Consider the following 12,136-nt stretch of genomic DNA (forward strand, 5'->3'; position numbering starts at 1 on the left):
TTGCTGACTCTATTTTATTGTTGTAGAAATGGAGTGTATAAAAGATGGGGCTTGCATTAGAAGGGGTTAAGATTATCGACCTATCACGGGTGTTAGCAGGACCATTCTGTACGATGATACTGGGTGATTTAGGTGCAGAAGTCATCAAAATTGAACATCATCAGAATGGAGATGAAACAAGATTCTGGGGACCTCCTTTTGTTGAAGGTGAAAGCGCTTATTATTTATGTGCAAACAGAAATAAAGAGAGTATGACATTGAACTTAAAAGCTGAAGAAGGAAAGGAGATTTTTCGTCAATTAGTAAAAGATGCTGATATCGTAGTACAGAATTTCAAAACAGGTACATTAGATAAATGGGGACTTGGATACGAGCAGTTAAATGAATGGAACAGTAAAATTATTTTGGCTTCTATTACAGGGTTTGGTCAAAGTGGGCCATATAAAGATCTACCTGGGTATGATTACATCATTCAAGCAATGAGTGGTTTAATGAATATTACCGGAGAGGAAGCTGGCTCACCAATGAAAGTTGGTGTTGCCATTTCTGATGTGATCACAGGTTTATATACTTGTATTGGAATATTAAGTGCATTACAACACCGTCAACACACTGGAGAAGGTCAAGAAATTGATATAGCATTATTAGATTGTCAAATATCGGCCTTAGTTAATGTAGCGAGTAATTATTTGGTCGGTCAAACAGAACCTAAGCGGTTAGGTAATCGCCATCCAAATATAGCCCCTTATCAAGTATTTACGGTGGCTGATGGAGAAATGGTCATTGCGGTTGGCAACGATCAACAATTTGCCCGTTTCTGTAATATTTTAGAATTAGCTGAGTTGATAGACGATAATCGGTATGCCACCAATCGTAATCGCGTTGAAAATCGTAGTTCGCTAATACCAATTCTTCAACGAGAGTTATTAAAAAATTCAAAACAAAATTGGAAGCGTTTATTTGATGAACATGCGATTCCAAACGGTCCAATTCATACAATTAGCGAAATGTTTAATGATCCACAAGTTCTTGCAAGAGAGATGGTGATAGAGGGCAATCATCCTCATATACCGTCTTTGAAATTAACTGGTTCTCCATTAAAGCTGTCAAAATCTCCGGTCAAAGTAAGACATCATCCGCCGCTTTATGGGGAGCAGACAGCCGAAATATTACAGAGAGTGGGATATACCAGAGCAGAAATAAAAGAAATGAAAAAAAATCAAGTGATATAGGAGGAATTATAATGATGAATTTCGAATTAACAGAAGAACGAGAAAGTGTAAAAAAATTAGTGAGACGGTTCGTTGACAATGAAATTATGCCAAATATTCAAGAGTGGGATCGTAAACAACATTTTGAACCTCGTATTTTAGAAAGGCTGTCAGAACTTCAATTAATGGGTGTATGTATTCCTGAGCAATACGGCGGGGCGGGGATGGATTATAACACCCTAGCAATTGTATGTGAAGAATTAGAAAGAGGAGACACAGCATATAGAACAGCAGTATCTGTTCATACAGGGTTAAATAGTATGACCTTATTGCAATGGGGAACTGAAGAACAAAAGCAAAAATATTTAGTTCCTCAAGCAAAAGGTGTAAAAATAGGTGCTTTTGGTCTTACTGAACCAAATGCTGGATCAGATGTAGCAGCAATGAATTCGACAGCGAAAAAAGATGGTGACTATTATATTTTAAACGGATCAAAGACTTGGATTTCACTTTGTGATGTTGCTGATCACTTTCTTGTATTTGCTAAAACAGATCATGATGCAGCTCATAAAGGTATCACAGCTTTTATCGTAGAGAGAACATTTGCAGGTGTAGAAACAAAGGCTATTAAAGGAAAGTTAGGTATACGAGCGGGTAATACTGGTGAAGTGTTCTTATCTGATGTAAAAGTACCAGTAGCCAACCGTTTAGGTGAGGAAGGGGAAGGCTTCAAAATTGCCATGTCAGCTTTAGATAATGGTCGATTCACAGTAGCTGCTGGTGCAGTAGGCTTAATCGCTGCTAGTTTAGAAGCGAGTGTGAAATATTGTCATGAAAGGAAAACATTTGGTAAAGAGATAGGAAAGCATCAACTAGTTCAACAAATGATTGCTAAGATGACTGCTAACCTAGAAATTTCACGCCTACTTGTTTTCAAAGCTGGATCGCTGAAAAATGCTGGTAAGAGAAATACAAAAGAAACATCATTAGCCAAATGGATTGCGTGTGATGCTGCGTTTGAGGCGGCAAATGATGCGGTACAAGTCCATGGTGCTTATGGTTATTCAGATGAATACCCCGTAGAAAGGTACTTGAGAAATTCAAAAGCTCCGGTTATTTACGAAGGAACGAGAGAAATTCATACCGTTATGCAAGGTGAATATGCACTAGGCTATCGTGAAGATAAGCCATTGCGTAACCCACTGCCATCTTGGCCCTTTGAAGAAGAAGAGGTGGCAATTCAACAAAGATAAGGAGAGCAACTATCATGAATACATTTTTTCTAGCAGGACACGCTAAGCTTCCTCAAGGAATGGCGGCAAGGAACCTATATGATTCTATTACAATTACATTAGAATTGGATCAAAAGTATGGTGTAATCATTGATGCATCATGCACGTTAGCAACAGAGCATGGAAGAGAATTTATTCGCCAGTTATTAAGAGGATATAGTTTAAATGATGGTTTGGAACCTTTGATACAGAGAGTAAAAGATCATTATAAGGGCAAAGCGGGTCAAGCAATATTAGCTGCTTTAAAAGATGTACACACACAATATGAAATGGTTTTATCTGTGAAATAAGGAGGGGGGCTGCTTTCATGCAGACCCCTTTTTCCTATCATCGTGTAAAAAAGGAGAAGAGTGATATGGATACCATTCGTTTTAAAATCGGAGACAGTGCAGCCATTGCAAGAAAATTTACGGAAGAAGAAATTTTGAGCTGTCAGCAACTAACAAATGATTATAGCCCTGTTTACCAATTACACAAAAAGAAATGGGATGAACCTTTTCACAAACCAATCGTACCCGCATTGTTAATTGAAGGACTGATTCATCAAGTAGTTAGTGAGAAATTACCAGGTTGTCCATGTGTGCTCCTTCAAAAAGAACTGTTATTTTATGACCCTGTTTACCGTAACGAAACCATCACAGCTAAGTTAGATTTGCTAGACTGTCATAACGAACGTCATTGGTTGACGATAAAAGTATCATGTACAAACGAAGATCATCATGAAGTCATTAGAGGTCAGCTCGTGGTACAATTACTCGAGCCTAAAGGTTGAATAAGATGAAGGATATAACATTGATGGAACAATCTCATCAAAATCCTATATTAATCGTAACTGAGCACGGAAGAATGGTTACTGCTAACCCTATATTTACCCAACGGTTTGCGATTACAATACAAGAATTGAAAGATCAGTTGATTGAGGTTAGTAATTTTCCTTATTTGATTGGCAAGCTTCATTGTCTAACGATTTTATCGGTTCTCTGTATCGTCAAAGTTAATAAGGAAAATGGGCATTATCGTTTAACTATTTTTTTAAAAGCAGATGAAATTTCTCTCCCTGTTTTAAAACAGTTTCTTTCTTTATTACAAGAAAAAGAGCAATATACACCTAAGAATCATACAGCTAATTATGAATTTGCGCATATTATCGGTGAAAGTCAAAAGTTATTAGAAGTGAAAGAACTAGCTGCTCGTATAGCTGTTAGTTCATCCACGGTTTTAATTACCGGTGAAAGTGGTACTGGTAAAGAATTATTCGCTCAAGCGATTCATCATGCCAGTCCAAGGAGAAGAGGTCCTTTTATTGCAGTTAATTGTGCAGCCATTCCATCAGAATTATTTGAATCTGAAGTATTTGGTTATGAAGAAGGCGCATTTAGTGGAGCGAAAAAAACAGGCAAACCAGGAAAAATTGAGCTAGCACAAAATGGCACATTGTTCCTTGACGAAATTTCTGAATTGCCTAAAGCGGCTCAAGGAAAGCTATTAAGGGTATTGCAAGAGAGAGAAGTTGAGAGGCTTGGATCCATAGGAAAAAAGCGGGTGGATATTCGGATTATAGCCGCCACGAATAGAGATTTATTTGAGCTCGTCTCGGCAGGGGAATTCAGACAAGATCTATATTATCGTTTATTCGTATTTGATCTACCTATCCCCCCTTTAAGAGACAGAAAAGAAGATATATTACCGCTTGTTCACTATTTTTTAGATAAATATAATCAACAACTAAATAAAAACATAAATCAGATTCATCCCCATTTGCTAAAATGCTTAATGGATCATGAATGGCCTGGTAATATAAGAGAATTAAAAGCTGTGGTAGAAAGAGGGGTAACACTTTCTTTAGGAGAAGAGTTAGGTGACAATGCAATGGTGAAAAGAATAGCGACTCAAACTAGTCAAACCCAGTGTTTACCAAGCAATAATAATTCAAAAACCTTAGAAGAGATCGTGAAAGAAACAGAGAAAAAAGCTATTGTTGAGGCTTTAGAAAAATCGGATGGAGATAAAACGATGGCTGCTGTCAAATTAAATATTCATTTGGCCAGTTTATATAGAAAAATGGCTAAATATCAAATCAAAACCTAAGTAAGTAGAAAACGTAAGCAGATTTTGGCAGGGAGCCAATTTGTTTACGTTTTTTTGTTGATAACACTCCTTCATTTACTGTATGATGACACATTTTTGCAAATATAATTCGCAAAAGTGAGATAAATTCGCAATGGTAAGAAGAATGAAACCGAACAAACAGCTTCAAACAAATAAATTAATTTGGCATGGTTCTTGCTTATTAGTAACTGAGAGGAGGATGGATGATGTTACAATTTTCATTTACTGAAGAGCAAGTGGACTTTCGAAAAATTTTAAGACAATATTCTAAAGAGGTATTATTACCTCAATATACAAAATGGGACAGAGAAAAAAAGACGCCGAGACATTTATGGGAGGAGCTAGGGGAGTTAGGTGTAACAGGTCTGCGTATTCCAGAAAAATATGGTGGAAGTGCTGCAGATTGTATCACGACAGGTATTGCTGCTGAAGAAATAGGCAAAGGTGATTTTAATTTAACTTATTCAGTAATGTTAAATGCATTAATAGGAGAAATTCTCTCTATTCATGCAAATAATGCTATGAAATCAGAGTGGCTACCGAAAATTGCACAGGGAAAATCAATTGTTGGGATTGCAATTACTGAGCCACAAGCAGGTACCGATGCAGGTGGAATACAATCAACAGCTATTAGAAAAGGGAATCATTTCATTCTAAATGGTGAGAAATCCGGGATTAGTGTGGCAACAGTGGCGGATGCATTTATTCTTTTTGCTAAAACTGACCCAACTGCCGGAAATAGAGGAATATCCGCTTTTCTTGTACCTAGTGATCTACCAGGAGTAGATTGCAGAGGTTATGAAGATATGGGAAATATCCCAATAGGTAGAGGCTCCGTTTATTTAACTGATGTGAGGATTCCTGAGCAATACTTGATTGGTAATCTAAATGAAGGCTTCTCTCAAGTGATGAATGGCTTTGATTTAAGTCGACTTTTAATAGGACTTCAATGTATAGGGACAGCCACACAAAGTTTGGATGAAACAATAGAACATGTGAAAACAAGACATTCTTTCGGCAAACCACTAGCTGTGAATCAAGCAGTCTCTTTTCCGATAGTACACCATTATACTCAACTGGAGCTTGTTAAATGGCAAGCTTATCGAGGACTGTGGCTGCGTGATGAAGGTTTACAACATACGAAGGAAGCAGCATCTGTTAAGTGGCTTGCACCTAAATATAGTAGTGAAGCGATTCATGAATGCCTCCTATTAAATGGGCACTATGCTTATACAAAAGAAATGCCATTTGAACAAAGATTAAGAGATGTCATTGGATTAGAGATTGGTGATGGAACAGCCCAAGCAAACCAAATGGTAATCGCCAAACATCTTATAGGGAAAGAATTCCGATCTTATCAAAAAATATAAATACAAATCAGAAGAAAAGGAGAATCACTAATGGAATTAATAGATACGATACTAGAAAAGAAAAATGGCGTAGCGAAAATAACTATTAACCGACCAGAAGTTTATAATGCCTTTCGAGCACAAACAATTAAAGAATTAATTTGGTGTTTTCGTGAAGCTTGGGATGATAACACAATTGGTGTGGTGATTTTAACAGGTACAGGAGAAAAAGCATTTTGCACAGGTGGCGATCAAAAACAAAAAGATGGAGAAAGTGGCTATGATGGTAAAGGTGGTCTAGGAAATGGAATTGGCCTTGAAATAGAGAATCTCCATCAAACGATAAGAAACATCCCTAAGCCAGTTATTGCTGCGGTTAATGGCTATGCAATCGGTGGGGGCCACGTATTACATGTAGTGTGTGATTTAACAATTGCCGCTGATACCGCAAAGTTTGGGCAATCAGGGCCAAAGGTTGGGAGCTTTGATGCAGGATATGGATCTGCCTATTTAGCAAGAATCGTTGGTGAGAAGAAAGCGAGAGAAATTTGGTACTTATGTGAACAATATAGCGCTGATGAATGTAAGGAAATGGGACTAGTGAATAAAGTAGTACCATTACAAGAATTACAGCAGGCGGCTGAAGACTGGGCACAAAAAATACTGCAAAAAAGTCCAACAGCAATTAAAATGTTGAAACTGTCCTTCAATGCAGATAGTGCAAATATCCAAGGGATTACGCAGTTGTCAATGGCCAATTTAGCATTATTCTATCAATCTAATGAATCAGCGGAAGGGAAAAATGCTTTCCTAGAAAAACGGCCAGTAGATTTTTCTACGTTTAGAAGTTAAATGAAAGATGAAGGAGTGTTTATTGTGGAACAATTAGATGGATTAACATCATATTCTTCACAATGGCTCAATAAAACGATGATTGATTACTTAGATGAAGCAATCACACGTACACCAAATAAAACAGCGATTATCGATAGTAAAAGTCGATACACATACAAAATGTTAGGTTCAGTGGTCGATCGCGTCGCACTAGGTTTATTGGACTTAGGCATAAAAAAAGGCGATGTCATTTCTATTCAGCTTCCGAATTGGAATGAGTTTGTTATTCTGCATTATGCTGCTTCAAAAATTGGGGCGATTACGAACCCTCTTGTACCTATTTACCGAGAAAGAGAACTTACTTATATGGTTAAAGAGGCAGGGGCTAAATTATTAATTATTCCGGATTGTTTTAGAGGCCATGATTATATTGACATGGTAGGAAAATGTCTAAACGAATGGCCGGAACTTGAGAATGTTGTTGTTGTAGGAAATTTGTTACCAATACCGAAAAAAATGAAATCGTTTGCATCAATAGTCACTTCTATAGACATACTTCAAAAACGTAGAGATGAGCTAAACATAGAAATAGATCCTAATGAAGTGACTGAGATCATCTTTACATCAGGCACAACAGGTCTTCCTAAAGGTGTCATGCATACTCATAATACTTTATGTATTACTTCCCATTATTGGATTGATCATTTGCAATTAACCAATGAAGATGTGTTATTTATGGCTTCAACCTTTGCCCATCAAACTGGGTTTGCATACGGTGTAAGGTTACCAACACAATATGGTGGTACAGCCGTCTACCAAGATACTTGGAATCCAGATTCATTCTTAAAGCTTATAGAAACAGAGAAAGTGACTTTTACGGCTGGAGCTACACCTTTTCTAAAAGACACAATCGCAGCGGCTAAAAAAAGCACAGCAGATATTAGTAGTTTGAAGTATTTTATTGCTTTAGGCGCCCCTATTCCGAGAAACTTAGTCAAACAAGCAGAAAAGGTTGTATCATTCAAAATATTGGCCGGTTGGGGGCAAACAGAAAATGGGTTAGTTACCTTAACAAAGAGAACTGATTCCATTCAAAAATTGACGGAAACAGATGGTGTTGCTTTCACTGGCATGGAAGTAAAGGTTGTCAATCAAGAAGGGGAGACTTGCCAGGCAGGAGAAGAAGGTAATATTTATTGCCGTGGACCGGCTTTATTTCGCGGTTATTATAAACAAATAGAGAAAACGCAGTCTGAATTCGATCGAGATTGGTTTATTACTGGTGATAGAGGCGTGTTGGATGAGGATGGTTATTTAAGAATTACTGGTAGAAACAAAGATATTATTATTCGAGGTGGGGAAAATATCCCCGTATCTTATATTGAAAATGTCCTATATGAGTATGAGTTGATCAATGATGTGCAGGTTGTAGCAATGCCAGATGAACGATTGCAAGAAAAAGCATGCGCATTTATTCAATTGAAACAAGGGGCTACTACGCTTACTTTAGCGATGTTACAACAGTTTTTACTGGAAAAAGGGGTAGCGAAACAATATTGGCCCGAACATTTTGTCCTTCTAGAGGAATTTCCACGAACAGCAAGTGGGAAAATCCAGAAGTTTAAATTAAGAGAATCGTTACTAAAGAATTGAATGTAACTTAAGTAAAAAGGAGTGTTTGAATAATGAGTAAAATTGCCTATATTACCGGTGGCGGTAGGGGGATGGGAAGAGCAATTTGTTTAGCCGTTGCAAATAATTATCAAGTGGTTGCCAGTGATATCAATATAAATAATGCGAAAGAAACTATTGAACTTGTGAAAGAAATAGGTGGAGAGGGGTTTGCTGTACATTGTGATGTTACGAGTTTAGAAAGTGTAGAACGATCAGTAAAGGAAGTGCAGCAGAAGTATGGGCGTATTGATTTACTTGTAAATAATGCGGGATGGGATAAAATTGAACCATTTTTACAAAGTGAACCCGATACTTGGAGAAAGGTAATAGACATTAATTTAATGGGTCAAGTACACACATGTAAAACGATCCTGCCATTAATGATAGAAAATGGGAAAGGAAAGGTAGTCAACATTGCTTCAGATTCTGGGAGAGTAGGTTCAAGTGGAGAAGGAGTTTACTCTGCTGCAAAAGGTGGTGTAATTGCATTTACAAAGACGATTGCAAGAGAAATGGCTAGATATCAGATTAATGTGAACTGCATTGCGCCAGGTCCAGCCGATACGCCACTTTTCCAGGAGATAGGATCTTATAATAAAGGGATTGCTGCTGCACTAGAGAAAGCCATTCCATTCCGAAAATTAGCCCAACCAGAGGATATTGCTGGTGCAGTCGCTTTTTTTGCTTCGAAGGAAGCGGATTATATTACCGGGCAAACACTTTCTGTTAACGGTGGTTTAACAATGTGTTAAACAAGATAAAAAAAAGGATAACATTTTTCCTAAGTTCTTAAGGATAGAAAATAAAGTAAAAGAGCATGCAAACAAGCCGAAACCTTATTCGGCTTGTTTGTATTTGTGCTTGAATAGGCAGTAATATATTGTTACTCTTCTATATCATAAGAATGTTTCTCGTCAATGGTCCCATCTTTTTTATATATTACAAGATGTGTATTTTTATTTTGAGCGATTTCCTTTGCTCTTTTGACTGCTTCTGCCTTCGTAGGAAGGATCTCAGATGGTTTTTTTCCTTGATCAGTTGTAATTGCCCAACCATCATCGTGTGGTAGTACATGTTGTCCTTCTTGAACGCGTTTACTCTTTTCTTTATCCCCTTTTCCTTTGGGTTGTAACTCACTGTCAGTTGCTTGAATCATTTGGTTTCGTTCTTTCGTTGTTGCATTGCTATACCATTTTTTACTTTGTTCAATGGCAATTGGGATAGCACGACTTTCATTATAGCCATCACGAATAAGACTGTTAGCTATTTCAATGGCTTTTTTCTTCATCGCTGTTTCTAAGTTTTTGAATGAATCGGGATAATCTGTCGTATGCCAGGGCATGTTCTCCACCTCCTAGTTTATTATTAAATGCATACCCTAGTTTGATAAAGATTACTCATAAAAATAAAAGTAAGAGTAGTACATAACAATAGTGAAATATCTAAAAATTTAGAATAATGATTGACAAATGATGGGTATCTATTTAAAATTAAAACAATGTTTTGTTATAGAAACATAATGAAGAGGAGGAGTAAAATGCCTACCATAAGAGTAAGTAAAGAAATGAAGATTCATTACAGAGTGAAAGGTGAGGGAAAGCCGCTTATTATTTTACACGGGTTAGGTAATAATTCTCAGTCGTGGACAAAACAATTGGATGATTTATCAAAAGACTTTCAAGTATTCGTTTGGGATGCACCAGGTTATGGTCAAAGTAGTGATCCGGAGGAAGAGTTTACAAGTTTTCGGCAATTTGCTGATGTACTAAAGCAATTTGTCGATGCACTAGAATTACAAAAATTTTACTTACTTGGTCATTCAATGGGTTCTGCCATAGCTATAGATTTTACCTACCGTTACAAAGATAGAGTTGAATTACTTATTATTGCTGATCCAACACGAGGGGCTGCTGGGAACAGTGAAGAAGAGAACAGGAAAAAGTTAACTAGAAGAGTTTATAATGTGACAAACCTGACAGGAGAAGAACTAGCAAAACAAAGAGTAAGAGAATTGTTGGCGCCAGAGGCGAATCTGGAGGTTGTGAAAGAAGCAGAAAGAATTATGGCACAAGTTCGACCGAAAGGGTATATCTCGGTTGCTAACTCATTATATTCCTTGGATCACACGGACATTTATGGGAGTATAACAACGCCAACTTTAATATTATGTGGTGAATTTGATAAGGCAACTCCTGTTGAAGAAGCAGAAATATTTCATCATGCGATTGCCGAATCACAGTTGGTGATCATTCCTAAGACAGGCCATCTATGCTATCAAGAGGATCCAGCATCTTTTAATGAAGCCGTTCGGACATTTCTGCAAAATCCTGTAAATATATAAATGAAAATGATTCTTAATATCTTTTTCATCGATTTTTTGTTAAAATAGTAATATAGCATTTACTGGGAAAGTGGGGTGATGGAGTGGCTAACGGTGAAAAAGAGAGATATAATGCCAATTCATTAGTCAGAGGATTAGAAATTTTGAAATTATTCAACGGTGGACGTCCAACGATGTCTCTAGCTGAAATTGCGAAGGAACTAAATGTAAGTCGTACAGTACCATACCGTTTACTTTATACATTGCAAACGTTAGGTTACTTACATCAAGATGAACATACAAAGCGCTATAGCTTAACACCAAAAGTGCTTGAGCTTGGGTTTGCTTATTTGAATAGTTTAAACTTACCTGAAATCATTCAGCCTTATTTGGATACACTCCGTGATACAACTGGAGCGTCATGTCATTTATCGATATTAGATGATTATGAAGTCGTATACATAGGTAGTGCACCTGTTCGCGGGGTATCTGCCATAAATGTAAATATCGGTTTAAGATTGCCTGCACATGCAACAGCTAATGGCAAGCTTCTATTAGCTATGCAACCAGAAGGGAAGCTACGTGAGACAGTGTATGGATCTAACTTAAAACCGTATACAGAAAAAACGCAAACTGATTTACCTGGGTTCTTTGAAGAATTAGAAACAATCAGGAAAAACGGTTATGCGATATCTTTAGGTGAATTCCATCAAGGGATTCAATCTGTGGCTGCGCCAATCTATGATCGTAGTGGAAAAGTGGTAGCAGCCATAAATATTGTCGCCACTGATGTCACATATCAGAATGATTTTATCGAAAAAGTAGCTTTACCGAAAATCCTTGATATATCCAAACAATTATCCGGACTTGTTGGAAATTGATTCACTAGAAGACACGAACTACTCACTATCAATTGTTGTACCCGAATCTTATTGATTCGGGTTTTTGTATTGGATTTACCTTTTTCTTTACCATGAAACTTAGTTCTTTCCAGTTGATCATTTCTTTAGTTATGAAAGAGTAATTGTTTGGTTCATTTATGTACAATCTTTCCCCTGGTGTTGCACTCATAGTTATAACTCTACAATCTAATCTACTAGATTAACCATTACTATTTCAACTCTTCATTTGTCTTTCCTTTGACTCTCTTTTTATAAATCGTTCACGATAAAAAACGTCAATAAATTGAATAGATTCTAAAAAAAATAAATGAAATCACCTGATAAAGTGACATTTATCTCTTAATTTTCGAAACTTTATGGGATTCTTTAAAATAATACTCATTCACTATTAGAATAAGCGAACTCACTTGAGATGTTCAATTATAAGTATAGTGAAAATAGTTTT

At 36.9% G+C, this 12,136-nt stretch carries 12 protein-coding genes; 11 read left to right on the plus strand and 1 reads right to left on the minus strand.

The window, feature by feature from the left end; translation table 11 throughout:
• The first annotated feature begins 44 nt into the window (after nucleotides 1-44).
• The 9 genes from LG276_RS10820 (at nucleotide 45) to LG276_RS10860 (ending at nucleotide 9,221) form a co-directional block, all read left to right on the plus strand.
• Complete coding sequence (locus tag LG276_RS10820) at nucleotides 45-1,232, plus strand: CaiB/BaiF CoA-transferase family protein (protein WP_251161496.1); 1,188 nt, start codon at nucleotides 45-47, stop codon at nucleotides 1,230-1,232.
• A 14-nt stretch (nucleotides 1,233-1,246) separates the two neighbouring features.
• On the plus strand, nucleotides 1,247-2,464 hold the full coding sequence (locus LG276_RS10825; protein WP_251162006.1) for an acyl-CoA dehydrogenase family protein: 1,218 nt from the start codon (nucleotides 1,247-1,249) through the stop codon (nucleotides 2,462-2,464).
• Nucleotides 2,465-2,478: 14 nt separating this feature from the next.
• Nucleotides 2,479-2,793: a DUF3870 domain-containing protein gene (locus tag LG276_RS10830; protein WP_224936269.1), complete on the plus strand. Its 315-nt coding sequence runs from the start codon at nucleotides 2,479-2,481 to the stop codon at nucleotides 2,791-2,793.
• A 17-nt stretch (nucleotides 2,794-2,810) separates the two neighbouring features.
• On the plus strand, nucleotides 2,811-3,275 hold the full coding sequence (locus LG276_RS10835; protein ID WP_224936270.1) for a hypothetical protein: 465 nt from the start codon (nucleotides 2,811-2,813) through the stop codon (nucleotides 3,273-3,275).
• A gap of 5 nt (nucleotides 3,276-3,280) precedes the next feature.
• Nucleotides 3,281-4,591: a sigma-54-dependent Fis family transcriptional regulator gene (locus LG276_RS10840; protein WP_224936271.1), complete on the plus strand. Its 1,311-nt coding sequence runs from the start codon at nucleotides 3,281-3,283 to the stop codon at nucleotides 4,589-4,591.
• Between the two features lie 227 nt (nucleotides 4,592-4,818).
• Entirely contained in the window at nucleotides 4,819-5,982 is a 1,164-nt protein-coding gene (locus LG276_RS10845; RefSeq protein ID WP_251161497.1) for an acyl-CoA dehydrogenase family protein, read from the plus strand.
• 30 nt (nucleotides 5,983-6,012) lie between these two features.
• Nucleotides 6,013-6,813: a 1,4-dihydroxy-2-naphthoyl-CoA synthase gene (menB, locus tag LG276_RS10850; protein WP_224936273.1), complete on the plus strand. Its 801-nt coding sequence runs from the start codon at nucleotides 6,013-6,015 to the stop codon at nucleotides 6,811-6,813.
• Nucleotides 6,814-6,837: 24 nt separating this feature from the next.
• On the plus strand, nucleotides 6,838-8,448 hold the full coding sequence (locus LG276_RS10855) for an AMP-binding protein (protein WP_251161498.1): 1,611 nt from the start codon (nucleotides 6,838-6,840) through the stop codon (nucleotides 8,446-8,448).
• Between the two features lie 32 nt (nucleotides 8,449-8,480).
• Nucleotides 8,481-9,221 (plus strand): SDR family NAD(P)-dependent oxidoreductase, encoded by a 741-nt coding sequence (locus LG276_RS10860; protein ID WP_224936275.1) that lies wholly within the window; start codon nucleotides 8,481-8,483, stop codon nucleotides 9,219-9,221.
• A gap of 131 nt (nucleotides 9,222-9,352) precedes the next feature.
• Here LG276_RS10860 and LG276_RS10865 read toward each other — a convergent pair whose 3' ends face one another.
• The gene (locus tag LG276_RS10865) at nucleotides 9,353-9,811 is read right to left on the minus strand and encodes a DUF2188 domain-containing protein (protein ID WP_224936276.1); all 459 of its coding nucleotides are present in this window, start codon (nucleotides 9,809-9,811) and stop codon (nucleotides 9,353-9,355) included.
• A 195-nt stretch (nucleotides 9,812-10,006) separates the two neighbouring features.
• Here LG276_RS10865 and LG276_RS10870 point away from each other — a divergent pair, with 195 nt between their 5' ends.
• A complete protein-coding gene (locus LG276_RS10870; RefSeq protein WP_224936277.1) occupies nucleotides 10,007-10,810 on the plus strand; it encodes an alpha/beta fold hydrolase in 804 nt (267 codons plus the stop codon).
• Nucleotides 10,811-10,893: 83 nt separating this feature from the next.
• Nucleotides 10,894-11,670 carry an IclR family transcriptional regulator gene (locus tag LG276_RS10875; RefSeq protein ID WP_224936278.1) on the plus strand — a complete coding sequence of 259 codons (777 nt, stop codon included), beginning with the start codon at nucleotides 10,894-10,896 and terminating at the stop codon, nucleotides 11,668-11,670.
• Nucleotides 11,671-12,136: the final 466 nt, after the last annotated feature.

The sequence above is a fragment of the Cytobacillus kochii genome (assembly GCF_044790165.1).
In the GTDB taxonomy this organism is placed as follows: domain Bacteria; phylum Bacillota; class Bacilli; order Bacillales; family Cytobacillaceae; genus Cytobacillus; species Cytobacillus kochii.